The sequence below is a fragment of the Roseivirga sp. genome (assembly GCF_034669765.1).
Taxonomy (GTDB): domain Bacteria; phylum Bacteroidota; class Bacteroidia; order Cytophagales; family Cyclobacteriaceae; genus Roseivirga.
This window is the reverse complement of record NZ_JAXMOQ010000005.1, coordinates 78901-103518: the sequence shown is the minus strand read 5'-3', so window position 1 is coordinate 103518 and position 24618 is coordinate 78901. Positions and strand designations below refer to the sequence as shown.

21 protein-coding genes and 4 tRNA genes are annotated in these 24618 nt (G+C 38.9%); 16 read left to right on the top strand and 9 right to left on the bottom strand.

All coding sequences use genetic code 11. The features are described from left to right. Nucleotides 1-6: 6 nt before the first annotated feature. From VOI17_RS11265 to VOI17_RS11240, 6 genes are all read right to left on the bottom strand, one after another. Entirely contained in the window at nucleotides 7-333 is a 327-nt protein-coding gene (locus tag VOI17_RS11265) for a PadR family transcriptional regulator (protein WP_323757323.1), read from the bottom strand. A 383-nt stretch (nucleotides 334-716) separates the two neighbouring features. Next, nucleotides 717-1421 (bottom strand): type II CAAX endopeptidase family protein, encoded by a 705-nt coding sequence (locus VOI17_RS11260; RefSeq protein WP_323757322.1) that lies wholly within the window; start codon nucleotides 1419-1421, stop codon nucleotides 717-719. A 268-nt stretch (nucleotides 1422-1689) separates the two neighbouring features. Beyond that, nucleotides 1690-4269 carry an FtsX-like permease family protein gene (locus VOI17_RS11255; protein WP_323757321.1) on the bottom strand — a complete coding sequence of 860 codons (2580 nt, stop codon included), beginning with the start codon at nucleotides 4267-4269 and terminating at the stop codon, nucleotides 1690-1692. Between the two features lie 3 nt (nucleotides 4270-4272). Further along, on the bottom strand, nucleotides 4273-4611 hold the full coding sequence (locus VOI17_RS11250; protein WP_323757320.1) for a PadR family transcriptional regulator: 339 nt from the start codon (nucleotides 4609-4611) through the stop codon (nucleotides 4273-4275). A gap of 142 nt (nucleotides 4612-4753) precedes the next feature. Next, a complete protein-coding gene (locus VOI17_RS11245; RefSeq protein WP_323757319.1) occupies nucleotides 4754-7381 on the bottom strand; it encodes an ABC transporter permease in 2628 nt (875 codons plus the stop codon). After that, complete coding sequence (locus tag VOI17_RS11240) at nucleotides 7378-7710, bottom strand: PadR family transcriptional regulator (protein ID WP_323757318.1); 333 nt, start codon at nucleotides 7708-7710, stop codon at nucleotides 7378-7380. The genes VOI17_RS11245 and VOI17_RS11240 overlap by 4 nt, the downstream gene beginning before the upstream one ends. Before the next feature lie 255 nt (nucleotides 7711-7965). Between VOI17_RS11240 and VOI17_RS11235 the strand changes: the two genes are divergently transcribed. Both VOI17_RS11235 and VOI17_RS11230 read left to right on the top strand, forming a co-directional pair. Continuing rightward, a complete protein-coding gene (locus VOI17_RS11235) occupies nucleotides 7966-8235 on the top strand; it encodes a DUF6364 family protein (RefSeq protein ID WP_323757317.1) in 270 nt (89 codons plus the stop codon). Beyond that, nucleotides 8235-8660: a PIN domain-containing protein gene (locus VOI17_RS11230; RefSeq protein WP_323757316.1), complete on the top strand. Its 426-nt coding sequence runs from the start codon at nucleotides 8235-8237 to the stop codon at nucleotides 8658-8660. Before VOI17_RS11235 ends, VOI17_RS11230 begins: the two co-directional genes overlap by 1 nt. Before the next feature lie 59 nt (nucleotides 8661-8719). Here the strand turns inward: VOI17_RS11230 and frr are convergent, their stop codons facing one another. Genes frr through VOI17_RS11215 form a run of 3 tightly spaced genes read right to left on the bottom strand, consistent with a single transcriptional unit; the run spans nucleotide 8720 to nucleotide 10508 of the window. Further along, complete coding sequence (gene frr / locus VOI17_RS11225; protein WP_323757315.1) at nucleotides 8720-9280, bottom strand: ribosome recycling factor; 561 nt, start codon at nucleotides 9278-9280, stop codon at nucleotides 8720-8722. A gap of 9 nt (nucleotides 9281-9289) precedes the next feature. Then, on the bottom strand, nucleotides 9290-9997 hold the full coding sequence (gene pyrH, locus VOI17_RS11220; protein ID WP_323757314.1) for a UMP kinase: 708 nt from the start codon (nucleotides 9995-9997) through the stop codon (nucleotides 9290-9292). Between the two features lie 13 nt (nucleotides 9998-10010). Then, on the bottom strand, nucleotides 10011-10508 hold the full coding sequence (locus VOI17_RS11215) for an acetyl-CoA carboxylase biotin carboxyl carrier protein subunit (protein ID WP_323757313.1): 498 nt from the start codon (nucleotides 10506-10508) through the stop codon (nucleotides 10011-10013). Nucleotides 10509-10834: 326 nt separating this feature from the next. Between VOI17_RS11215 and VOI17_RS11210 the strand changes: the two genes are divergently transcribed. The 14 genes from VOI17_RS11210 (at nucleotide 10835) to VOI17_RS11145 (ending at nucleotide 24376) form a co-directional block, all read left to right on the top strand. Further along, nucleotides 10835-10917: transfer RNA gene (locus VOI17_RS11210), tRNA-Tyr, on the top strand. Nucleotides 10918-10996: 79 nt separating this feature from the next. Continuing rightward, a tRNA-Gly gene (locus VOI17_RS11205) sits at nucleotides 10997-11069 on the top strand. 73 nt (nucleotides 11070-11142) lie between these two features. Continuing rightward, a tRNA-Thr gene (locus tag VOI17_RS11200) sits at nucleotides 11143-11214 on the top strand. 78 nt (nucleotides 11215-11292) lie between these two features. After that, a complete protein-coding gene (gene tuf, locus VOI17_RS11195; protein WP_323757312.1) occupies nucleotides 11293-12480 on the top strand; it encodes an elongation factor Tu in 1188 nt (395 codons plus the stop codon). Between the two features lie 190 nt (nucleotides 12481-12670). Next, nucleotides 12671-12743, top strand: a tRNA-Trp gene (locus VOI17_RS11190). Between the two features lie 21 nt (nucleotides 12744-12764). Continuing rightward, nucleotides 12765-12959: a preprotein translocase subunit SecE gene (gene secE / locus VOI17_RS11185; RefSeq protein ID WP_323757311.1), complete on the top strand. Its 195-nt coding sequence runs from the start codon at nucleotides 12765-12767 to the stop codon at nucleotides 12957-12959. A gap of 8 nt (nucleotides 12960-12967) precedes the next feature. Continuing rightward, a complete protein-coding gene (gene nusG / locus VOI17_RS11180; RefSeq protein ID WP_068415685.1) occupies nucleotides 12968-13528 on the top strand; it encodes a transcription termination/antitermination protein NusG in 561 nt (186 codons plus the stop codon). 2 nt (nucleotides 13529-13530) lie between these two features. Then, on the top strand, nucleotides 13531-13974 hold the full coding sequence (rplK, locus tag VOI17_RS11175) for a 50S ribosomal protein L11 (RefSeq protein ID WP_323757310.1): 444 nt from the start codon (nucleotides 13531-13533) through the stop codon (nucleotides 13972-13974). 12 nt (nucleotides 13975-13986) lie between these two features. Then, the gene (gene rplA / locus VOI17_RS11170; RefSeq protein ID WP_068415679.1) at nucleotides 13987-14685 is read left to right on the top strand and encodes a 50S ribosomal protein L1; all 699 of its coding nucleotides are present in this window, start codon (nucleotides 13987-13989) and stop codon (nucleotides 14683-14685) included. Nucleotides 14686-14687: 2 nt separating this feature from the next. Next, nucleotides 14688-15221: a 50S ribosomal protein L10 gene (gene rplJ / locus VOI17_RS11165; protein ID WP_323757309.1), complete on the top strand. Its 534-nt coding sequence runs from the start codon at nucleotides 14688-14690 to the stop codon at nucleotides 15219-15221. 40 nt (nucleotides 15222-15261) lie between these two features. Beyond that, a complete protein-coding gene (gene rplL / locus VOI17_RS11160) occupies nucleotides 15262-15642 on the top strand; it encodes a 50S ribosomal protein L7/L12 (protein WP_068415671.1) in 381 nt (126 codons plus the stop codon). A 178-nt stretch (nucleotides 15643-15820) separates the two neighbouring features. Next, a complete protein-coding gene (gene rpoB / locus VOI17_RS11155) occupies nucleotides 15821-19693 on the top strand; it encodes a DNA-directed RNA polymerase subunit beta (RefSeq protein ID WP_068415668.1) in 3873 nt (1290 codons plus the stop codon). Nucleotides 19694-19735: 42 nt separating this feature from the next. Beyond that, nucleotides 19736-24049, top strand: coding sequence for a DNA-directed RNA polymerase subunit beta' (gene rpoC / locus VOI17_RS11150; protein WP_323757308.1), 4314 nt, complete (start codon nucleotides 19736-19738; stop codon nucleotides 24047-24049). A gap of 3 nt (nucleotides 24050-24052) precedes the next feature. Continuing rightward, nucleotides 24053-24376, top strand: coding sequence for a DUF3467 domain-containing protein (locus VOI17_RS11145; RefSeq protein WP_323757307.1), 324 nt, complete (start codon nucleotides 24053-24055; stop codon nucleotides 24374-24376). Nucleotides 24377-24618 lie beyond the last annotated feature (242 nt).

The following is a 24618-nucleotide window of genomic DNA, read 5'->3' as shown; positions in this document are numbered from 1 at the left end:
AAAGGTTTATTGTAGACGAAAAGCTGGCACCTGACTCCATAACTGATCACGAACTTCTTTGGCTTCTTGCAAAGCAGCTAAGCCCTTATGGGTTACCTCATAGTAACGTTTTGGTCTGCCGCCTCTGTCTTCGTTGCCTTGGCCTTGTTTCGAAGTCAAAAGCCCTTTTTCTTCCAAGCGAGAGAGGGCAGTGTGTAGAGCGCCCCTGCTAATATTTCTTTTTCCTTGCTCGTTGATTTCGCGCTTGATACTTACCCCGTAAGCGTCATCTTTTAAAACCAAAATGGTGAGTAGAGCTATTTCTTCAAATTCACCCAGATTTGTTCCTTTCATAGCATGTTCTAAAATGTAGACTAATGTATGAAATAAATTCGAGTTCTAAAATGAAGACTTGATTTTTTGATTTGAAGATGAGGAGATTTGAGAATTTGGTGATTTCTATAAATACGTAAATTTCTCTCAGGAATTCTTTATTAGCTGTGTTTTATGCACATTATAGTGGTGGTCTTTTCTCTTTCGTAAAAATAATTCAGTTGCTACAACACAAAAATAAGAGGCTAATTGTATTCCAATTCCAATTCCAATAACAAGATGAACTAGCGATTGAAATGCGTGTTTTGAGACGATTCTTTCCCCACTGTAGTCCAACGATTTAGATTATATTTTTTCAAACTTTAGAAAGACCCAAACTCTTCTAAGCGTAGTTGCTGTAATAATTATTTTTCAATTTGTTTCAGTGCTGTTTCATTTTTTACAAAAAATCTTACATATATCAACACTAAAACAGGAACTATAACCAAGCCACTAACAAAGTTCAATAGCGAAGTCCAATCGGTTAATTCATTTCCGCCTTGTGTGATGAGAACTAATTCGCCCAAGGGGCCTTTTGAGAATATCGTATTATAAATAAAATTCCATCCCAAATGAAGTCCGAATGGAAGCATTATGGATTTGGTTTTTGAAAAGGCAGAAGCCCAAGCATATCCCATTATTCCAGTTCCGATAAAAACTAAAATCATTGCCATTGCGTTTCCTAAAACTCCGTAAGAGAACCAGTGATATATTCCGAACGCAATGGCAGAAATCAAAACACCCTTCTTTGAACCAATTTTTTGGATTAGAATATATAACAATGCTCCACGAAAAATTAGTTCTTCTGTCAGTACTGATTTGACATCCCACCAAAATGCTTTTAGAATAATTCCACCAGTAATATTTTCATTCAAAATCCAAACCGATGATTTTAAGTATGACTCTAAATATTGAACAAGAACACAAAGTACCCCTGTAATTATAAATCCTATTAAGAATTGTTTTAACCTTTTAACAATTGGAAGAAATCCTAATGCTAAAATATTCTTCTTCTCAATTAAATATAGAAGTAACCAAGAAATGGTAATTGCGACTAATATCCCTATCATTTGCCTGTTTGGTTTTAAATTATGCCTAACGGCCTTGTATATGAAAAGTAGTCGGGTTTAACGTACTAACTTTTCCGCTTATTACTGGCCTTTATTTTATGTTTATACTTTCGTTTTAGCCTTAAGCTTTCAGTTAATTTTTGATGTAGCACTTTCTCCTAGTATCCATTTTCTGTTCGTTTTCGGAAGATAAAAGGAAGCAGCCTTGTCGTGAATTTTATGCTTTGGGAAAAGGTATCGGTCTCAAATCCTCTCATTTTCAAATTATCTACTCACTTCTTAAAGATTCAGTGGGGTTTGCAGAAGCTACTTTCCAAGTTTGAGAAACCACAACTCCCACTACCAATAAGGTCAGTGCCAAAACCCCTTTAAGTAATAGCCAAGGTGTTATTTCAAGGGGAGTTCTTACATCGGCTGCCACGGCATATTTGAAAACTACATAGGCAATGGGTGTTGCAATGAAGGCTGCTATGATGATAGTGATGGTTGTGCTTTTAAGAATAAGGCCAATGATGCGACCCATGGCAGCGCCCATAACTTTTCGGATTCCGATTTCTTTCATTCTCGATTGTGCGTTGAAAAGCGCCATACCCAATTGTCCGAGCATTGAGATGAGAATGATGCAACCACCGATAAATGTGATGATTCGGATTGCATTCAATAGATTCTCAAACGTTGAATCAATTTGAGAATTTAGGAAAGTAGCTTGAAAACTTCCATCGATGAAGATGGCCTCCCATTCCGTTTGAATTTGATTGAGCGTATAGGTAAGGTCATTCCCTTCTAACTTTAGAACAAGGCGAGCATATTGCATCTGCTGACTGGAGTTAATCAATAGGAGGGATTCATCCTGTTTTATCAGTGGGTTTGCGCTAATGGTTTGGTCTAAAACGCCTATGATTTGATAGTTGTGAGCGGAGCTGCTGAGCAATGTGCCTAATGCTTCATTTTCGGAAACCCCCATTTTTTCAAGAAGTGCGCTGCTTACCACAATCTCTTGGTAGTCTTGCTGGCCAAGTTGAGGAGAGAAAAAACTTCCTGATTTCAATTTGGGTTGAAACACTTTGTCAAAATCGGCATCAACTTGAATGAATCTTGTGGCAAGACTATCTGCCATACCCTTCTTGTAAAGGTTGAGGTATACAGGGAAGTCAACAACAGGCAATGATGACACGACAGTACTACTAGAAACACCAGATATTTTCTCGAAACCCTGCCTCAATAAGTCTACCGTTTCAGGCGTGCTACTTACTACTAGTAGTTGATCGCTTTCAATGCCCATTGGAGAGTTTCGGAGCGATTGGTTTTGGTCTATAATCAACGAAAGCAGAACAATCATAAACATTGATACAGTGAGTTGGAAGCCCACTAGTAGCTTTCTGATTCCCTGTAAGGAGATTTTCCCCTTTGATAACTGCTTATTGAAAAGTGCCAAAGGCGATATTTTGGCGAAAAATAGGGCAGGAAATATGCCAGCAGTAAGGCTTGTAAGTATAGAGAAGCCAATAAAGAGGAATATGATATTGAAGTCAGTTATTTCTAAAAACGGAAAAGGAATAACATCGCTTATTCTGTTGGAGTAATATACATATATGCTTAGGCCTACTAAAAAACCGACACTAGAGAAAAGAAAAGTTTCGATCAGAAATTGACCTATGATTTGTCTTCTGGTGCTACCAGCTACTTTTCGAATCCCTACTTCTCTGGTTCTTTGTAGCGCCCTGGCCATGGAGAGGTTGGTGTAGTTAAAGCAGGCCATGGCAATGAGTACCAGAGTGAGTGAAACGAACATGATAAGCCCTTCGCGGCCAACGGAGCTGCCTATTTCATTGAAAACGCCATCTTTAAACATTATTCCATCAATGGATTGTAAAAAGAAGGAGTGCTCTCGCTGAACGTCATCTAATTCATCATTGGTACGTGTTGGGATACTCTCCAATCGGGATTCTAGAGTCTTCGGTGCTACATTCTCTGCAATTCGACCATACAGATAATTTCTGCTTTTGTAATCCCCATTTTTCAAATCAGGACTGAAAGAGTCTATGTTGCCAATCACTTCGAAGGGGATGTGCGACTTGTTTTTAGGAGAGGCAACGACCGCCCTAACTACTTGCCCTTGGTTAGTGATTTGACCTATTGGGTTTTGTCCGTCAAACAGTTTTTGAGCGGCTTCATCGGTAATGATAATTGAGTTTCTGTCTTTGAAAATATCCGCTGGGTTTCCCTTGATCGAAGGGAAATTAAATATCTTAAAGAAGTTTTCATCTACATAAACACCATTGAGGTTGATGGCTGAACCGCCTATTTGAAAGCTAGCGGCTAAGGTTCGGTTGACGTGAGTAAGTAATTCAAAGCCCGGAACGTTATCCGTTATTTGCTCCTTCAACTCAAAGGGGCTTGAGGCGAATTTTTTTATTTCACCATTCTCAGTCTCCATGGTAGCCACCCTATAAATCCCGTTTGGGTCATTATGTTGCCTGTCGAGCGAGTAGCCGCTATAAATGATATTGATTAGAAATAGGGAGATAGAAATGGCTGCAGCAAACCCTAATGTGGTGACCAGACTGAATACCCTGTTCTTTCTGAAGCTTCTTACCGAAAGCACCCAATGAATTTTAAAAAGGGAGAGATTGTAAAATCGGCTGTTACTCTTTATGCTTTTAACCACAGAAGGACGTAGCATCTTAATTACTTCTTTGCGGTAAATAGACTTCGCTTCTCTTAAACCCTTGGTTTCTATATTGGAATAGAAGACTTCTTCTAAGTCGCCTTGCAGTTCTTCATGAAGACTCTCCTTACAGAAGAATCTCAGAACTCGTGTCCAAAATCGAGGTGTTTTTTGGTTCATGGCTTATCCTTGAATTTTCTGTAAAGCGATTTTGGGTACACTGTTCCAAAGGTCATCGCGAACGGCCTTGGCTTCGTTGAGTGAGCTTTTACCCAAGTTGGTAACTTGGTAAAAGCGCTTTCTTCTGCCACCACGCTCGGCAGTTGCTCCTCCAAACTCGGAATTGATAAATCCTTTTTCATCTAATCGGGTGAGGGCAGTATGCAATGCTCCTCGACTTACTTCGCGCCCTGTTCGCTTTTCGATTTCCTCTTGAATGCTTACTCCATAGGCATTTTCATCCAAAACTAGAATGGTTAAAAGAACGATTTCTTGAAATTCTCCGAGGTAAGTTCCTTTCATGATTTCTTATTAGATACTTAAATGAAGACCAAATCTAAGTATTAATTTCTTAAATGAAGAGGAAATAGAAATAAATTTGAAGATTGAAGAATTTGGTGATTTGAAAAATTTGTCTTCAAATCACCTTATTTCTAAACCAGAATCACTCGTTTCTAAGTGTTTCTGCCGGGTTTGCTTTTGCTGCCTTCCAGGTTTGAGAGCCTATAGTAATGAACCCGATTGTGAAGATAATTAGTACACCTCCCAATAACTCCAATGCTCCAATGTTAGCCCTGTTTACTGCGTCTTGCAAAATCACACTGTCAAAGAAATAATAAGCAAGGGGAACAGCAATGGCAGCGGAGATTACTAATAGCCACATAAAACCTTTAGCTAAAAGGGTAACTAAACTACCCTCTGTAGCGCCAAGTACTTTTCTTATGCTGATTTCTTTAACTCGGGTTTCTGCTGTGTAAACGGCCATACCCAAAAGTCCAAGTGAAGCAATTGTCATGGTTAAGAAGGCTAAGAATCCAACAAGAGTAAACATAACAGAATAATCAGCATACGCCTCTTGAAGTCTATCGTCATAGAATGTAGCTTTGAATTCATGCACTGGATCGAAGTCAATCCAAGCTGATTCTAGCTTTTTCATTGTGCCAATTAAATCAGTTGAGGCTATTTTTAAATTGATATTGTATAATTCTATAGGGTCATATCTGAACCCAAAACATTCAATGCCATCGCTAATTTTGGCGTAGTGAAAATCCTCAATCACACCAATAATCCTGAGTTTTTTGTCGTCTACATTCAAGTACTTACCAATAGCCTCATCGGGGGTTCCAACATTGAACCTCTTAATTGTAGCTTCATTAACAATGATTTCACCTTCTTCCTTTTGTAGTGGCCTAGCCTCAAAGTTGTTGCCCGCTAACAGTTTATGTTTCATCATCGGGATATAATTTTCGTCAATACTGGCATACCATAATGAAGTAGAATCCATTGGGTCTTCGTATTTAATGTCTGACCCCCAGCGGCTTCCAACACTCAACATGTGTGATGATTCTGAAATTTCAGAGACTTCAGGAATGGCCTCGTATAAACTTTTAACCTGATCCACATCATTACCCTGAAGTTCGATGTTCAGTACGTTTTCAGTTTTATACCCTAAGTCAAACGCTAGCGCATATTTATACTGTTTAAAGGCAATGCTAGCAGAAATTATAAAGACGAGAGATAGCGTGAATTGAATGACGAGAAGTACTTTTCTCAAATTGATTTTTGAAAAGAGCTTCGTGTTACTTACCCCTTTCATTACTTGAGCCGCTTTTAATTTAGATAGGAGGATAGCTGGAAACAATCCGGCTAGAAGTCCCACGAGTAAGGCAAACAGAAAGAAGTAAATAAAAAGTTTTGGCTCTATATCTAAATGAAGCGTTTGTTGTATTTCGGGAGCGAGATTTAAAAAATAGGGTTTTAGAACTAGTAAAAGGCCATAAGCAAGAACTAAGGAGAAAATTGAAATAATACAGGCTTCTATGATAAACTGAGAGAAGATTTGACCTTTAGTAGCGCCCACTACTTTTCTTACACCTACCTCTTTTGCTCTTCTCAGTGAGCGAGCTATAGAAAGGTTAGTATAATTGAATCCTGCTGAAAGAATCACAACAAATACCAAAAGTGCAAATACCCATAGCCCTTCCCCGCCAATACTGTCGCCAATTTGGTTGCTCAAATCGGGGCCTGTCATAATATTTAATATCGGCTGAAGAGCAAATTGTATGTTGATTCTATCAAACTTCTGGTTTTCCTCCTCGCTTATTTTTGCTAATCGCTCGTTCACCTGCTTAACTGTGGTACCTTCCGCTAATTTCATATAGCAGTAGTTCATCCACATGTTAGTCCAACCCATTATGTTGCTGTTTTCTCTTTGACTTTCTTCACTTTCATGGGTTGCGAAAGAAGCCAATGATTGAAACTTTAGATGCGAGTTGAATGGAGGTTTCTCAACAATGGCGGTTACCTTAAAATCCTTGTCTTTTATCTTTATGATCTGATTTAATGGGTCAACCCCTGCGTCAAAGATTTTCGCAGCTGTCTCATCAGTAAGTACTACTGAATATGGCTCTATAAGAGCTGTTGATGGATTTCCTTGTAAAACCTTAAAAGAAAACACATCAAAGAAATCATCTGAAGCATAGATGCCTGAGATTGGAATGATCTTATCCCCCAATGTAGCATCACCAACAAAATTCCTTCTCATAATAACGGAGGCTTCAATTCCGGGGACTTCCTCCTGTAATCTTTTACCTGCAATAATCGAGGTAGAGGCGAAGTAATTTGGGTCTTCGTCTAAGGATTGATAAATGTTGTTTATTCGGTAAATTCGATCGGCATCTTTATGGAAGCGATCGTAGCTTCTTACTTCCATAAAAAGGGTAATCATAAGCAGGCAAACGGACATTCCGACCGCTAAGCCGAAGACGTTTATTGCGGAGAAAAGCTTGTTCCTGGCAATACTCCTTACTGAGGTTTTGAAATAATTTTTGAACATGATAAATGACGTTATGTTGTTGACTATTTTGAATTTCTTGATGGTGTAAGGGCGAAAAAATTTGAGCACATCTAGCCAGTAAATTTGCCTCGCCTTTCTTTTCCCTTTGCTAATCGTGTTGCGTTCAAAGTGCTCATACAAATCCCCTTGTAGATCTTCTAGAATTTCGGAACGGCAATACCATTCCAGAAACCTATCGGCCCAACGAGGAGGTTGATGTGCACTTTTGTTACTCATATCATTTTTAAATTGAATTCAGGAATTAGGTTCCAAAGCTCATCACGCTGCGATTTGACCTTTTGCAGTGTGGCTTTTCCGGCATGGGTTACTTCAAAAAATCTTTTTCTTCTTCCACCTCTGACTTTGGTGGCTTCACCCAGTTGTGAGTTGACAAAGCCTTTTTCTTCCAGACGATTAAGCACTGAATGCACTACGCCCAGTTTTACCTTTCTATCAGTAATGCGTTCAATTTCATCACATATGGCTACGCTATAGGCTTCTGTCATTAAAGTTGCAATGGTCAATAAAACCACTTCTTCAAACTCACCCAGATTTGTTCCTTTCATAGGTTCTAATTATTTATTCCTTAAATGTATGAAAAATGAATAAACCTCAAATTATTTTTTATACAAATAGTGAATATATAGACCGACACTTCATTAGGATACATAGGTAGGGGTTTAGCTTTAAACCTTAAAGCATTGGGTAATCACTTGTTAATTTGGTGTATCGAACTGAAGAATACACGAGTTGAGCTTTATATTGATGGAGTCATGCTGGTGCCAACTAAAATTTGATTTATACGTATAGAAAAAATAAGTTTGTCGTATAAAATAATTGTTATGGATGCTAAAGTGACTTTAAGTTTTGATCAAGAGGTGATTAATTCGGCAAAAGCTTTTGCTGAAAAGAACAATATTAGTCTTTCACGGCTAACTGAGTTTCTATATCGCCAGATCACCTCGAATGAGTACAAATCGATTGAAAACCTACCCATTGCAGACTGGGTGGACGCGGTAGCTGAAGGGCAGGCCGAATACCACACTAAACCCAGAAAGATATCAAAGGCCGATTATCATGAGCGCAAATAATGGTTACGGCATTTGTTGACGCCAACGTATTGGTTTCGGTCCTTAATAAGGAGTACCCGCTTTTTACGCATTCATCAAGGGTGCTTTCTCTTGCTGATAAAAATGGGTTTCAGTTATTTACTTCTCCTTTGTGTTTGGCCATTGGGTTCTATTTTGCCTCTAAGAAATGTGGGGAAGTTGAAGCTAAGCGAAAAATTCAATTGTTGTATAATCATCTGTCAATCGCGCAAATTGACGAAAATGCAGTAAAAAGTGCTTTGAATAATCCCAAGGTCAATGATATAGAAGGTGGTTTTCAATATTACGCAGCCGTTGAGGCGGGGTGTAACTGTTTAATTACAGAAAACTTGTCGGACTATTATTTTTCTGAAATGCCAGTTTTTTCCTCAGAGCAGTTTCTGAAGGCACATGTTTTTAAGTCTTAGACAATAAAAAAGGCAACCATAAGGCTGCCTTTTAGTATGTTTTCAATTTATTATGATGACTAAATTGTCATAATCTCTTGCTCTTTCTGTGCAAACAGGTCGTCAATTTTTTTATTAAATGTGTTCGTAAGGTCTTGCACTTTGTCTTCAGCACTCTTTACCAAGTCTTCTGCTAAACCGTCTTTTTGAAGCTTTTTTAATTCGTCATTAGTGTCTTTTCGGGCACTTCGAATGCTTATTTTACCGTCTTCGGTAACCGCTTTAGACTGTCTAACTAATTCACGTCTTCTTTCTTCGGTAAGTTGTGGAATATTGATAATGATTTGTTCTCCGTCATTCTGTGGGTTCAAACCTAAATCACTGTTCATGATGGCTCTTTCAATGGGAGTAGTCATTGACTTTTCCCAAGGTTTAACAAAAAGTGTTCTTGCATCTGGGCTATTCACCGCAGCCACTTGATTAAGCGGGGTTAGCGTTCCGTAATAATCAACTTTAACAACATCGAGCATGCTTGGCATTGCCTTGCCTGCTCTAATTTTCGCTAGTTCTTGTTTTGTGTGGACGATGGCCTTCTCCATCATCTCCTTGGCGGTATCCAAGTATAATTCCAGTTCTTCCATGATTATAAATTAGCTTATCAATGTTCCTACGTTCTCTTTACCTTTCACAATATCTAAAAGGTTGCCGGAAGTATTCATATCAAAAACAATAATTGGTACATTATTCTCTTGACAAAGCGTAAAGGCCGTTGTATCCATAACACTGTATCCGCCTCGAATGGCCTCGTCAAAAGACAAGTTAGGTATTTTGGTTGCTGTAGAGTCTTTTTCTGGGTCGGCAGTGTAAACGCCATCTACACGGGTTCCTTTCAAGACTACATCCGCTTCAATTTCAATGGCTCTTAAACTTGCTGTGGAATCTGTTGTAAAATATGGGTTACCTATTCCGGCTCCAAAAATAACGATTCTTCCTTTTTCTAAATGTCGAACAGCCCTTCTTCTAATAAAAGGTTCGCAAACTGCTTCCATTTTAATACCTGACATTAATCGAGTGTATAGGCCATGGTTCTCTAAAGTACTTTGAATGGCCATTGCATTAATCACTGTGGCTAGCATTCCCATATAGTCACCTTGAACTCTGTCGATACCTGATGCTTCGGCTTGAACTCCTCTATATATGTTTCCGCCTCCAATAACAATCGCCACTTCTACTCCGCTTTCGTGGATTTCTTTTATTTCTTTAGCGTATTGGTTTATTCGCACAGGGTCAATACCATATTGTTGATTACCCATTAAGGCTTCTCCGCTAAGTTTTAGAAGAATTCTTTTATACTTCATTCGTGTGATTATGTTAAAATTTTATCAAAATTTGATTTTTTTCTACACTGTTGCCTTTTTCGACTTCGATAGACTGAATAGTACCTGCGCCTGGAGATTTTAAAACGTTTTCCATTTTCATAGCCTCTAAGATCATCAATTGATCTCCTTTTTTTACTTCATGTCCTACTTCAACTAAAATATCATGAATTAACCCAGGCATAGGGGCTTTCACCTCTTTTAGAGTGGTACTGTTTAAGTTGCTAATTCCCATTTTTTGAAGAAGCTGATCCATTTTATCTTTAACAGAAACATTGTAGATCTGGTTGTTGATTTTTATTTCAACAAGCTTACTTTCTTTATCGAAGCCAATAACCTCGGCATTGAAAGACTTTCCATCTTTTATAATTTGAAATTTATCCTTTGAATTTTTCGAGATATTCCAATGAAAATCAGAACCGTTTAGAAGTATGTTATCGTCTTTGAATTCGACTTCTGACTCGTGGTTTTCCTTAAGACTTACTTTGTACATCAGGTTAAATTAAGAGTAGGACTCACTTTTGGGTATTCTTAAACTAATGAGTTCCTAAATATATTGTTTTAAACCCTGCAAATATAGAGAAGTATTTTGATTAGGGATAGGCAATATGGTACTACATGGAAAATGATTATTAAGAAAAAAAACAATTGTATTAACCGTTATTTTCGGGCTTTAAAGGCATGTTTTCAAACTTGAATAAAAACTCTTGATCTTTTTTTGGGATATGTTTGAATAATATAAAAAAGGGTCTAATTTTGCATTCCCTTTCGCCAAAAGGATTATTTAAGACGTTCTTTTAGGTGATTGGAATACTAGTTGGGGGGATACCAAAGCGGCCAACTGGGACGGACTGTAAATCCGTTGACTTATGTCTTCGAAGGTTCGAATCCTTCTCCCCCCACAATAATTGAAATGTCGATTTCAGAACCCCAGATTACACGTCAGTGGTTTTGGGTTTTAATTTTGGTGTTTTTGGAAAAGCGGGTGTAGCTCAGTTGGTAGAGCGACAGCCTTCCAAGCTGTAGGTCGCAGGTTCGAACCCAGTCACCCGCTCAAAACTTTGAGTTATAAAGTGCGAAGTTTAATGTTTGTTGAACTAGAAACTTCAAACCTTAAACTTAGTAAAGCCGATGTAGCTCAGGGGTAGAGTACTTCCTTGGTAAGGAAGGGGTCACGAGTTCAAATCTCGTCATTGGCTCAATGGTAGTTGAAAATTTCAATTACTTAGGTAAGGAATTAAATTTATTGAATTTAAATATTAACTAATTTTCAAGTTATGGCTAAAGCAAACTTTGACCGTTCTAAGCCGCACGTTAATATTGGTACTATCGGTCACGTTGACCACGGTAAGACCACATTAACTGCCGCTATCACTAAAGTTTTGGCAGACTCGGGTCTTGCTGAAAACAGAGACTTCTCTTCTATTGATAATGCTCCAGAAGAGAAAGAAAGAGGTATTACTATTAACACTTCTCATGTTGAGTATCAAACTGTTAATCGTCACTATGCACACGTTGACTGTCCTGGTCACGCGGATTATGTGAAGAATATGGTAACTGGTGCTGCTCAAATGGACGGTGCAATTCTTGTTGTAGCTGCGACTGATGGTCCAATGCCACAAACAAGAGAGCATATCCTTTTGGCTCGTCAGGTAGGTGTACCTTCTCTAGTAGTTTTCATGAACAAGGTTGACCTTGTTGACGATGAAGAACTTCTTGAGTTAGTAGAAATGGAAATTAGAGAACTTCTTTCTTTCTACGATTATCCAGGTGATGACATTCCAGTAATCCAAGGTTCTGCTTTGGGTGGGTTGAATGGCGAGCCTGCTTGGGTAGAAAAAATCAATGAGCTTATGACTGCTGTGGATGAGTATATCCCACTTCCTGAGCGTGCTGTTGATAAAGACTTCTTAATGCCTGTTGAGGATGTATTCTCGATCACTGGTCGTGGTACTGTTGCTACTGGTAGAATTGAAAGAGGTGTTACTAACACTGGTGATGCTGTTGATATCATCGGTATGGGTGCTGAAGGTCTTAAGTCTACAATTACTGGAGTAGAGATGTTCCGTAAGATTTTGGACAGAGGTGAAGCTGGTGATAACGTTGGTCTTCTTTTGAGAGGGATTGAAAAATCTCAAATCAAAAGAGGTATGATTATCTGTAAGCCAGGTTCTGTTAAGCCTCACTCTCACTTCAAAGCTGAGGTGTATGTGCTTTCAAAAGAAGAAGGTGGACGTCACACTCCATTCTTTAATAAATATCGTCCTCAGTTCTACTTAAGAACTACTGACGTAACTGGAGAAATTATGCTTCCTGCAGATATCGAAATGGTAATGCCAGGTGATAACGTAACTATCGAAGTTAATTTGATCAACGCAGTAGCGCTTGAGAAAGGTTTGAGATTTGCGATCAGAGAAGGTGGTAGAACTGTAGGTGCCGGTCAGGTAACTGAAATTCTAGACTAAACTTTCCAAGCTTATTAAATATTTCAAACGCGTTTTCGAATTATCGGAAACGCGTTTGTTTCATATAGTATTTTTATCTACATTTGCAGCCCGTTTTGGAGCTGGATTGTGAGGATGAGGATCTCAATTTCTTTGAAAAACTAAGTTTACAGTTTAATTAAAGGGGTTGATTTAGACTGAATGAGTATACACGGGTGTAGCTCAGCTGGTAGAGCAGTGGTCTCCAAAACCAAAGGTCGTGAGTTCGATTCTTACCACCCGTGCAAATAAGTAATGTAAAGCCGATGAGTAAACTGAAAACATTTATCGCTGAATCTTATGTTGAAATGAGACATAAGGTGAGCTGGCCTAAATACTCTGAACTACAGAGTAGTTCTGTATTGGTGTTGGTCGCTTCTTTAATCTTTGCTCTCTTTATTGGGATCATCGATTTGGGTTTTACTAACATCATGGATTGGTTTTACACAATAGGAAGATAATGGATAGAATGGCAGAGCTGAAGTGGTATATGGTTCGGGCCGTGTCTGGTCAAGAAAGGAAGTCAAAAGAGTATTTGGAGAATGAAGTGGACAGGGAGCAATTCCAAGACCACATTCCTCAAGTATTAATTCCTTCGGAAAAAGTGTATGAAATGCGTAACGGTAAGAAACGTTCACGTGATAAAAACATGTTTCCTGGCTATATCATGGTTCAAGCTGATCTTACTAACGGTGAGGTCATTCACATGATTAAAAATATTCCTGGTATCATTGGGTTCTTAGGTCAAAAGGGGGGGGATGCTTCCAACACTCCTCCTGTTCCGTTACGACAGATTGAAGTCGACCGTATTTTAGGTAAGGTTGAGGAAATCGATGAATTTGACGAACACATTGATACACCATATATAGTTGGAGAGTCCATTAAAGTAATGGATGGACCTTTCAGTGGGTTTACAGGTACAATTGAGGAGGTTTTTGAGGAGAGAAGAAAACTTAATGTTATGGTTAAGATTTTCGGCCGAAATACCCCTGTTGAATTAAGTTACATGCAAGTCGAAAAACAAGATTAAAGATGGCTAAGGAAATATCTGGTTATCTGAAGTTGCAAGTTAAGGGAGGTCAAGCAAACCCTTCCCCTCCGGTTGGTCCTGCTTTAGGTTCGAAAGGACTTAACATCATGGAGTTTTGCAAGCAATTCAACGGACGTTCTCAGGACAAAATGGGACAGGTTTTACCTGTATTAATTACCATTTATTCTGATAAGTCTTTTGACTTTGTGATCAAAACACCACCAGCACCGGTAATGTTAATGGAAGCATCGAAAATCAAAAAGGGTTCTAATGAATCAAACCGTATTAAAGTCGGTTCGGTAACTTGGGCTCAAGTGAAAGAGATTGCAGAAGTTAAGATGACGGATTTGAATGCTTTTACACAGGAATCTGCCATGAAGATGGTAGCAGGTACTGCAAGAAGCATGGGCATTAGAGTGACCGGTAAAGCACCTTGGGAAAACTAAAGATTTGTTGAAATGGCAAAGTTGACAAAAAAGCAGAAAGAAGCTTTAAGTAAATACGATCCACAAAAAGATTATTCTTTGACGGACGCATCATCAATTGTAAAGGAAATTTCCAATGCAAAATTTGATGCTTCGGTTGATATCGATATTCGTTTAGGAGTGGATCCGCGCAAGGCAGACCAGATGGTTAGAGGAGTGGTAGCACTTCCTCATGGCACAGGAAAAGAAGTGAAAGTATTGGTGTTGTGTTCTCCTGACAAAGAGCAGGAAGCAAGAGACGCTGGTGCAGATCACGTAGGTCTAGATGACTATATAGCTAAGATTGAAGGTGGGTGGACTGACATTGATGTCATTATCACTATGCCAACAGTTATGGCGAAAGTTGGTCGTTTAGGACGAGTTCTTGGGCCAAGAGGTTTGATGCCAAACCCAAAATCTGGTACAGTTACTTTGGATGTTGGAAAAGCAGTTGAAGAAGTTAAGGGAGGTAAAATCGATTTCAAAGTCGATAAGTTTGGTATTATTCATACAAGCGTAGGAAAAGTATCTTTCTCAGCAGAGAAGATTTTGGAAAATGCTAATGAGGTAATCCAAACCATCTCAAGATTGAAACCTGCATCGGCAAAAGGTACTTATTTTAGAAGTATCAATTTGTCTTCGACTCAAAGTCCAGGAATTAAAATTGATAAAAACTCCATTTCCGGATTATAATCATGACGAAAGAAGAAAAAGGCGTAGTAATTGAAGAATTGTTTCAGAAATTTTCTGAAAACAATAATTTCTACATAACTGATGCTTCCGGAATGTCGGTTGCACAAACCACGGCACTTAGAAGACTATGCTTTGAAAAAGGTATAGAGTACAAAGTGTTTAAAAATACTTTGATCCAAAAAGCTTTGTTAAAAATGGATGCAGATTATGCTCCATTTGATGAGAAAGTTTTGACAGGTTTTTCAGGAATTATGTTCTCAGGTGAGGACGCAAATTCTCCTGCAAAACTGATCAAAGAATTTAGAAAAAAATCAGGTATTAAATCTCCAATGTTGAAAGGTGCTTCCATCGATACCGATCTTTTCATTGGAGAGGAGAATTTAGATATGTTAAGCAGTCTTAAGTCTAAGGCTGAACTTATCGGAGAGGTGATAGGATTGTTACAATCACCAGCTAAAAATGTTATTTCAGGCCTTAAGGGTGCTGGTGGCAAATTGGCAGGAATTCTTCAGACACTATCTGAGCGTGAAAATTAGTAATTAATCAAGATTTAGAATTAAATAAACAAAATCAAAAATGGCAGATTTAAAAGATTTCGCAGAGCAGTTGGTAAACTTAACTGTAAAGGAAGTTAACGAATTAGCTGATATCCTTAAAAACGAATACGGTATTGAGCCTGCTGCTGCAGCGGTAGCAGTTGCTGCTGGTCCTGCTGGTGGTGATGGCGAAGGTGCTGCTGAAGAAAAATCAGCTTTTGACGTAGTGTTGACTGCTGCTGGTTCTTCGAAGCTAGCCGTTGTTAAACTAGTTAAAGAATTGACTGGTTTGGGATTGAAAGAAGCTAAAGAAATCGTAGACAGCGCTCCTAAAGCAATTAAGGAAGGCGTAGCTAAAGATGAAGCAGAAGCACTAAAAAAGCAGCTTGAAGAAGCTGGTGCTGAAGTAGAGCTTAAGTAATTTGACTGGCCATAGTTAACTATGGCAAAGGAACAGGCCCTGGTCCCTTCCCGAATTTTCGGGATCGGTATCATGGGTCTTTTCCTGTTTGTATACAGTAAAGAGTTTTGATCTCTACAAGCCTTTGTACGCTTCGAGTGCAAAAATTATTCTTGGTTTAAACTAAAATATTACGGCCTTGGCTAACGCAATTCAAACAGAAAGAATAAGTTTTTCTTCAATTAAATCAGTTCTTGATTATCCTGATTTTCTTGACATACAAGTGAAGTCTTTCGAAGATTTTTTTCAGCTTGAAACTCCTGCTGAAAAAAGGACTCAAGATGGCCTTTTCAAAGTATTTTCAGAAAATTTCCCTATTTCTGATTCACGAGATAACTTTGTATTAGAGTTCATTGATTACTTGGTTGACCCTCCAAAATACTCTGTTGAAGAGTGTATTGATAGAGGACTTACCTATTCCGTTCCATTAAAAGCAAAACTTCGTCTAACATGTAATGATGCAGATCACGAGGATTTTGAAACCATCGAGCAAGAAGTATTCTTAGGAAATATTCCTTACATGACCATTAAAGGGTCGTTCGTGGTAAATGGTGCCGAAAGAGTAATTGTTTCTCAATTACATAGATCTCCTGGTGTGTTCTTTGCACAAAGCAAGCATACTAATGGTACCGCATTATATTCTGCCAGAATTATTCCTTTCAAAGGATCTTGGATTGAATTTGCAACAGACGTCAACAGCGTAATGTACGCTTACATTGACCGTAAAAAGAAATTCCCTGTAACCACGCTTTTAAGAGCAATCGGTTACGGTACAGATAAAGATATTCTTGACCTATTCGGTTTGTCTGAAGAGGTTAAAGCCAATAAAGCCCAGCTTAAGAAGGGTGTAGGCAGAAAGCTTGCCGCCAGAGTTCTTAAAACTTGGATTGAAGACTTCGTGGATGAGGATACTGGAGAAGTAGTATCTATCGATAGAAACGAAGTGTTGTTGGAGCGTGACTCTGTTTTGAGCGAGGATGATGTAGAAATGATCCTTGAATCAGGTGTTGATTCAATTATCCTTCACCGTGAGGATATCAACATTGCAGATTACACCATTATATATAATACGCTTTCAAAAGATAACTCTAACTCTGAAAAAGAGGCTGTAGAGCAAATCTACCGTCAGTTGAGAAATACTGAGGCGCCAGATGAGCAAACTGCAAGAGATATTATTCAAAGCCTTTTCTTCTCAGATAAGAGGTACGATCTCGGAGAAGTAGGTAGATATAGAATTAACAAGAAACTCGGTTTAGATATCTCTTTTGATAAGAGAGTGTTAACTACTCAGGATATTATTTCTATCGTGAAATATTTAATTGGGTTGATTAACTCTAAAGCTGTAGTGGATGATATTGACCATTTATCGAACAGAAGGGTTAGAACAGTAGGAGAGCAATTATATGCTCAGTTTGGTGTTGGTTTGGCCAGAATGGCTAGAACGATCAAAGAAAGAATGAACGTTCGTGATAATGAGGACTTCAAACCTGTAGACCTTATTAATGCAAGAACGCTTTCTTCTGTGATCAATTCGTTCTTCGGAACGAATCAGCTTTCTCAGTTTATGGATCAAACGAATCCATTGGCCGAGATTACTCACAAAAGGAGATTATCAGCCTTAGGGCCAGGTGGTCTTTCAAGAGAAAGAGCAGGTTTTGAGGTACGAGATGTTCACTATACGCACTACGGACGTCTTTGTACGATTGAAACTCCAGAGGGACCAAATATTGGTTTGATTTCATCTCTATGTGTTCATGCTAAGATTAACAGCATGGGATTCATTGAGACTCCTTATAGAAAAGTAAAAGAAAGTAAAGTGAACATGTCTGAGGACGTAGTTTACCTTACTGCCGAAGAAGAAGATACCCACAACATTGCACAGGCGAATGCGCCTTTGGATGACAAAGGGATTTTCGTGAACGATAAAGTAAAAGCTAGGTTTGAAGGAGACTTCCCTGTGGTAGAGCCGAAAGAGCTTACTTACATGGATGTTGCCCCTAACCAGATTGTATCTGTTGCGGCTTCATTAATTCCTTTCTTGGAACATGATGATGCGAACAGGGCATTGATGGGATCAAACATGCAACGTCAGGCAGTGCCTTTATTGAAGCCAGAAGCTCCTATTGTTGGAACTGGTTTGGAAGGTAGAGCTGCTAGAGATTCTAGAATGCTGGTTATTGCAGAAGGAACAGGCGTTGTACATTATGTTGATGCTGATAAAATTATCATCAAGTACGAACAAAGTCCTGAAGACGAGTTGGTGAACTTTTACAATGAGTACAAAACGTACAAATTGATCAAGTTTAGAAGAACTAACCAAGACACTTCTATTAACCTTACTCCAATCGTGTTGAAAGGTGATAAAGTTGTTAAAGGTCAAATGCTTTGCGAAGGATATTCTACACAAAATGGAGAGTTGGCCTTAGGTAAAAACCTGAGAGTAGCTTACATGCCTTGGCAAGGATATAACTTTGAGGATGCAATTGTAATTTCTGAGAGAGTGGTAAGAGATGACGTGTTCACCTCAATTCACATCGATGAATACGAACTTGAAGTAAGAGATACAAAAAGAGGTGAAGAAGAATTGACTTCTGAGATTCCAAACGTAAGTGAGGAAGCAGTGAAAAACCTTGATGAGAATGGTATCATCAGAGTAGGAGCTGAAATCAAAGAAGGCGATATTCTAATTGGTAAGATTACCCCTAAAGGTGAAACGGATCCAACTCCAGAAGAGAAGCTTTTAAGAGCCATCTTCGGAGATAAAGCGGGTGACGTAAAAGATGCATCATTGAAAGCATCTCCTTCACTTCAAGGTGTGGTAATTGACACTAAGTTGTTTACAAGACCTAAGAAAGATAAAGACCTTAGAGAAAAGTCGAAGAAAGAAGTTTTGACATTGAAAGCTCAGTACAGCAAAGATTTGACTGTTGTGAGAAATGAAATGATTGACAAAATCTTCTCTTTACTACAAGGAAAAACTTCTCAAGGAGTAAAACATAAGTTTGGTGATGAAGTCATTTCGAAAGGAGTGAAATTCAACAAAACCAACATTACTGAAAACATATTCCCAGAGAAGAATATATACAGAGACGAAAGTAACTACAACGTTCAGGAAGAGGTTAACTTAATTTCTGACTTGAACCTTGATAACTGGACTACTGACGATAAGACCAATAAAATTATCGTTCGTATGGTTAAAAATTACCAGCTGAAGAGAAACGAAATTGCGGGCGAATTCAAGCGTAAGCGTTTCACAATCGAAGTAGGTGATGAATTACCAACAGGTATCGTACAATTGGCCAAAGTTTACATTGCTAAGAAGCGTAAGCTTAAAGTAGGTGATAAAATGGCGGGTCGTCACGGTAACAAGGGTGTTGTAGCCAGAATTGTTAGAGAAGAGGATATGCCATTCCTAGAGGATGGAACTCCAATGGATATCGTATTGAATCCACTTGGTGTACCTTCAAGGATGAACATTGGTCAGATATACGAAACTGTATTGGCATGGGCTGGATTAGAATTGGGTAGAAAATATGCTACTCCAATTTTTGATGGAGCTACAATGGAAGAAGTTCAAGCAGAATTAGCTGAGGCTGGATTGCCAGATGCTGGTCGTGCTTATCTATACGATGGTTTGTCTGGTGTAAAATTTGACCAACCTGTTACAGTAGGTATTGCTTACATGCTGAAACTAGGTCACTTGGTTGACGATAAAATGCACGCGCGTTCTATCGGACCTTACTCTCTCATTACTCAACAACCATTGGGTGGTAAAGCCCAATTTGGTGGTCAGCGTTTTGGTGAGATGGAGGTTTGGGCTCTTGAGGCCTTTGGCGCATCTCATGTGTTACAAGAAATTCTAACCGTAAAATCCGATGACGTGATTGGTAGAGCGAAAGCCTACGAAGCCATCGTGAAAGGCGAGAACATTCCTAAACCAAATATTCCTGAATCATTCAATGTATTGGTTCACGAACTAAGAGGTTTGGCACTTGAAATTACACTTGACTAATTCTTAAACGGGCTTCGGCCTATAAATTAGAATACAAAAGCTATGGCATTTAAAAAGAATAGAAAACTTAACAATGACTTTAATAAAGTCACTATAAGCTTGGCTTCTCCGGAATCAATCCTTGAGAGTTCTCATGGTGAGGTTACACAACCGGAAACGATAAACTATAGAACATACAAACCAGAAATGGGCGGTTTATTCTGTGAAAGAATATTCGGACCTGTAAAGGATTGGGAATGTCATTGTGGGAAATATAAAAGGATCAGATATAAAGGTATTATCTGCGATAGATGTGGGGTTGAAGTTACCGAGAAAAAGGTAAGAAGAGAGCGCATGGGTCATATCGAATTGGTAGTACCTGTTGCACATATTTGGTACTTCAAATCGTTACCTAACAAAATTGGTTACCTTCTTGGCCTTCCTACTAAAAAGCTTGATCAGATTATTTACTACGAACGTTATGTAGTAATCCAAGCGGGAATGAAAGAAGAGGATGGAATCGCTTACATGGATTTCTTGACAGAAGATGAGTACCTAGATATTCTAGATAAACTTCCAAGAGAAAACCAGATGTTGGATGATGAAGATCCGCAGAAATTCATCGCTAAGATGGGTGCTGATGCATTAGAAATGCTTTTGGCAAGAATTGATCTTGACGAACTTTCTTATGCACTGCGTCACCAAGCTGCAACAGATACTTCTCAACAAAGAAAAGCGGAAGCTTTAAAAAGGTTGAAAGTTGTTGAAGCATTCCGTGATGCAAGAACAAGAATCGAAAACCGTCCTCAGTGGATGATCATTAAAATGGTGCCTGTAATTCCACCAGAATTACGTCCATTGGTGCCGTTAGATGGAGGTCGTTTCGCAACTTCAGATTTAAATGATCTTTACAGAAGGGTTATTATTAGAAATAACCGTCTTAAGAGATTAATTGATATTAAAGCACCAGAAGTAATCCTTCGTAACGAAAAAAGGATGCTTCAGGAAGCAGTAGATTCTCTTTTCGATAACTCGAGAAAAGTAAATGCTGTGCGTTCAGATGGTAACAGAGCTTTGAAATCTTTGAGTGATATGCTTAAAGGTAAGCAAGGACGTTTCCGTCAGAACTTGCTAGGAAAAAGGGTAGATTACTCAGGTCGTTCTGTAATTGTAGTAGGGCCAGAGTTGAAACTTCACGAATGTGGTTTGCCAAAGAATATGGCTGCCGAGCTTTTCAAACCATTCATTATCAGAAAACTGATTGAGAGAGGTATTGTTAAGACAGTGAAGTCTGCCAAGAAAATAGTGGATCGTAAAGATCCTGTGGTTTGGGATATCCTTGAAAATGTATTGAAAGGACACCCTGTATTGCTTAACCGTGCTCCTACATTGCACAGGTTGGGTATTCAGGCTTTCCAACCAAAATTGATTGAAGGAAAAGCAATTCAATTGCACCCATTAGTATGTACAGCATTTAACGCTGATTTTGATGGTGACCAAATGGCTGTTCACGTACCACTAGGGCACGAGGCAGTTTTGGAAGCCTCAACGCTAATGCTTTCTTCTCACAACATTCTTAACCCAGCCAACGGAGCCCCGGTAACTGTACCTTCTCAAGACATGGTTTTGGGTCTGTATTATGTTACCAAAGGCAGAAGGTCTACTGAAGATTTCAAAGTAGATGGTGAAGGAATGCGTTTCTATAGTTCCGAAGAGGTGATTATAGCAATGAATGAAGGTAAAGTGTCTAAGCACGCTTACATTCATGTGAAGACCAAAGTAAGAGAAGGAGAAGTCTTAGTTGATAAGGTGATCGAAACTGTTGCTGGTCGTATTCTATTTAACCAAGCTGTACCTACTGAAGTGGGTTATGTAAATGAGTTATTGACGAAGAAGAAACTTCAAAAGATTATTGCTAGTGTATTCGCTATTTCTGGTGTAGCCAGAACGGCCCAATTCCTTGATGATATCAAAGAACTTGGTTTTCAAATGGCATACAAAGGTGGTCTTTCAATGGGATTGAATGATATTCACATCCCAGAACATAAAGAAGAATTAGTATTAGGAGCTAAGGATGAAGTGGAAGCTGTATGGCAAAACTACCTTATGGGTCTAATTACTGATAACGAGCGTTATAACCAAGTTATCGATATCTGGACAAGGGTTAACACTAAGTTGACCAATGACTTGATGAACGAGATGGAAGAGGATAATCAAGGCTTCAACTCTATCTATATGATGATGCACTCAGGAGCCAGGGGTTCAAGAGAGCAAATTCGTCAGCTAGGTGGAATGAGAGGTTTGATGGCAAAACCACAAAAGAACCTTGCCGGTTCTGTAGGTGCCATTATTGAAAACCCAATTCTATCTAACTTTAAGGAAGGACTAGATGTACTTGAGTACTTTATTTCTACCCACGGTGCTCGTAAAGGTTTGGCCGATACTGCCCTTAAAACTGCCGATGCTGGTTATTTAACTAGGCGTTTGGTGGATGTAGCGCAAGATGCTGTTGTTAACGAAGAAGATTGTGGAACCTTAAGAGGTTTAACAGTATCTGCTTTGAAAGACAACGAAGATGTGGTTGAATCTTTATCTGAAAGAATTTTAGGTAGAGTTTCTGTTCACGATATTTTTGATCCAATCTCTGAGGAATTAATAATCTCAGCTGGACAAGAATTTACTGAAGAAGTAACAGCTCGTATTGACGAAACTGCTATTGATGAAGTTGAAATCAGATCTGTGTTGACTTGCGAAACCAAGCGCGGAATTTGTGCAAAATGTTATGGTAGAAACTTATCTACTTCTAACATGGTACAAAAAGGCGAGGCTGTTGGTGTAATTGCCGCACAGTCAATTGGTGAGCCAGGAACTCAGCTTACATTGAGAACATTCCACGTTGGGGGTACCGCTTCTAACATTGCAGTTGATGCAACAGTTAAAGCCAAGTTTGATGGTGTAATTAAGTTCGAAGAACTTAGATCACTTCCAACTACCGACAACGATGGTAACAAAATAGAAATGGTAATGGGACGTACTGGTGAAATCCAGATCGTTGACCCAAAAACTAATAAAGTGGTGATTTCTAACCATGTTCCTTACGGAGCAACTCTTGATGTTAAAGAAGGAGATGTGGTTGAAAAAGGTCAGCAACTTTGTAAGTGGGATCCATATAATGCTGTAATTCTTTCAGAGTTTGATGGTAAAGTTGAATTCGATGCCATTGAAGAAGGTATTACGTTTAAAGAAGAGTTTGATGAGCAAACAGGACACAGGGAGAAAGTTATCACTGATACCAGAGATAAAACTAAAAACCCTGCGGTTGTTGTAAACTCTAAAAACGATACTAAAGCCTATAACATTCCAGTGGGAGCTCACTTGGCAGTAGATGCTGGTGATAAAGTTAAAGTGGGTCAGCCACTTGCTAAAATCCCTAGAACGATGGGTAAATCCCGAGATATTACTGGGGGTCTACCAAGAGTGACGGAATTGTTTGAAGCTAGAAACCCATCTAACCCAGCAGTAGTGTCAGAAATTGACGGTGTTGTTACTTACGGTGGAATTAAGAGAGGTAACCGAGAAATCTTCATCGAGTCTAAAGATGGTGTGAAGAAGAAATACATGGTACCATTGTCTAAGCACATTCTTGTACAAGACAATGACTTTGTAAGAGCAGGTTATTCTTTATCAGATGGTGCAATTACTCCAAATGACATCCTGAATATCCAAGGCCCAACTGCGGTTCAGGAATATTTAGTGAATGAAATTCAGGAAGTATACCGACTACAAGGTGTGAAGATCAATGATAAGCACATCGAAGTAATCGTGAAGCAAATGATGCAGAAGGTTGAGATCATGGATGCTGGTGACACTAGCTTCCTTCCAGGTCAGGTGGTTGATAAATTCCTCTTCAGAGAAGAGAATGATGCAATGCTAGACATGAAGGTAGTAGCTGAATCAGGTGATTCTTCAAATCTAAAACCAGGTCAGATTGTAACTCCTCGTCAATTAAGAGATGAAAACTCTTCTTTGAGAAGAAAGGATATGAAAATTGTTGAAGTAAGGGATGCACAACCTGCAGTTTCACAACCGAAACTTCAAGGTATCACTCAAGCTTCATTAGGAACAGAAAGTTTCATTTCTGCAGCATCATTCCAAGAGACTACTAAAGTGCTAAGTGAAGCCTCAATTAGAGGTAAAGCAGATCATTTGAAAGGCTTGAAGGAAAACGTAATCGTGGGTCATTTGATCCCAGCGGGTACAGGTTTGAGAGAATACGAAGACCTTATCGTTGGAAACAAAGAAGCTTATGAAAGATTGCAGGCAGCGAAAGCAGCTTACAATAGATCAGAATCAGAAGAACAAGAGGTAGAGTACTAAGCCATGGCTGACGATAAAGATCAAAAGAATCAGAACCAAATCAATATTGAACTTTCCGAAGAAGTTGCGGAAGGCCAGTATGTGAACTTGGCGATGATCGCACATTCGAACAGCGAATTTGTAATTGATTTTATCAAGATGATGCCAGGTGTACCAAAGGCGAAAGTTAAATCGAGAATTATCATTACACCGGAACATGCCAAAAGGCTGTTGATGGCACTAAAGGATAACATCGATAAATTCGAAAGTCATTTTGGTACCATTACCCAATCCGAAGAAGCTCCAAAATTTCCGATGAATTTTGGTGGAACAATAGGAGAGGCCTAATGTGTATATACTTGTAAATATTTGATAAAAGCCCCTTTCGAGAGATTGGGGCTTTTTAGGTAAAAAAAGACCGTTGAAAATGGTTAATTGGAATGAGCTTTCTTAGTCATTCCATTATGGGAGTTACAAAGAGTACTTTAGGCTGGATCTTAGGGCGTTGCATGTTCGATTTTATTTAATCTGATGTGTTTGTTCTGAGAACTTCTTTTGTTACCTTTGCAGTCCTAAATTTGTACATAGGG

Bases quoted from the DNA above. Each gene is read 5' to 3' on its own strand.
- VOI17_RS11265 (WP_323757323.1), bottom strand. From the start codon at position 333: ATGAAAGGAACAAATCTGGGTGAATTTGAAGAAATAGCTCTACTCACC.
- VOI17_RS11260 (WP_323757322.1), bottom strand. From the start codon at position 1,421: ATGATAGGGATATTAGTCGCAATTACCATTTCTTGGTTACTTCTATAT.
- VOI17_RS11255 (WP_323757321.1), bottom strand. From the start codon at position 4,269: ATGAACCAAAAAACACCTCGATTTTGGACACGAGTTCTGAGATTCTTC.
- VOI17_RS11250 (WP_323757320.1), bottom strand. From the start codon at position 4,611: ATGAAAGGAACTTACCTCGGAGAATTTCAAGAAATCGTTCTTTTAACC.
- VOI17_RS11245 (WP_323757319.1), bottom strand. From the start codon at position 7,381: ATGAGTAACAAAAGTGCACATCAACCTCCTCGTTGGGCCGATAGGTTT.
- VOI17_RS11240 (WP_323757318.1), bottom strand. From the start codon at position 7,710: ATGAAAGGAACAAATCTGGGTGAGTTTGAAGAAGTGGTTTTATTGACC.
- VOI17_RS11230 (WP_323757316.1), top strand. From the start codon at position 8,235: ATGGTTACGGCATTTGTTGACGCCAACGTATTGGTTTCGGTCCTTAAT.
- frr (WP_323757315.1), bottom strand. From the start codon at position 9,280: ATGGAAGAACTGGAATTATACTTGGATACCGCCAAGGAGATGATGGAG.
- pyrH (WP_323757314.1), bottom strand. From the start codon at position 9,997: ATGAAGTATAAAAGAATTCTTCTAAAACTTAGCGGAGAAGCCTTAATG.
- VOI17_RS11215 (WP_323757313.1), bottom strand. From the start codon at position 10,508: ATGTACAAAGTAAGTCTTAAGGAAAACCACGAGTCAGAAGTCGAATTC.
- tuf (WP_323757312.1), top strand. From the start codon at position 11,293: ATGGCTAAAGCAAACTTTGACCGTTCTAAGCCGCACGTTAATATTGGT.
- secE (WP_323757311.1), top strand. From the start codon at position 12,765: ATGAGTAAACTGAAAACATTTATCGCTGAATCTTATGTTGAAATGAGA.
- nusG (WP_068415685.1), top strand. From the start codon at position 12,968: ATGGCAGAGCTGAAGTGGTATATGGTTCGGGCCGTGTCTGGTCAAGAA.
- rplK (WP_323757310.1), top strand. From the start codon at position 13,531: ATGGCTAAGGAAATATCTGGTTATCTGAAGTTGCAAGTTAAGGGAGGT.
- rplA (WP_068415679.1), top strand. From the start codon at position 13,987: ATGGCAAAGTTGACAAAAAAGCAGAAAGAAGCTTTAAGTAAATACGAT.
- rplJ (WP_323757309.1), top strand. From the start codon at position 14,688: ATGACGAAAGAAGAAAAAGGCGTAGTAATTGAAGAATTGTTTCAGAAA.
- rplL (WP_068415671.1), top strand. From the start codon at position 15,262: ATGGCAGATTTAAAAGATTTCGCAGAGCAGTTGGTAAACTTAACTGTA.
- rpoC (WP_323757308.1), top strand. From the start codon at position 19,736: ATGGCATTTAAAAAGAATAGAAAACTTAACAATGACTTTAATAAAGTC.
- VOI17_RS11145 (WP_323757307.1), top strand. From the start codon at position 24,053: ATGGCTGACGATAAAGATCAAAAGAATCAGAACCAAATCAATATTGAA.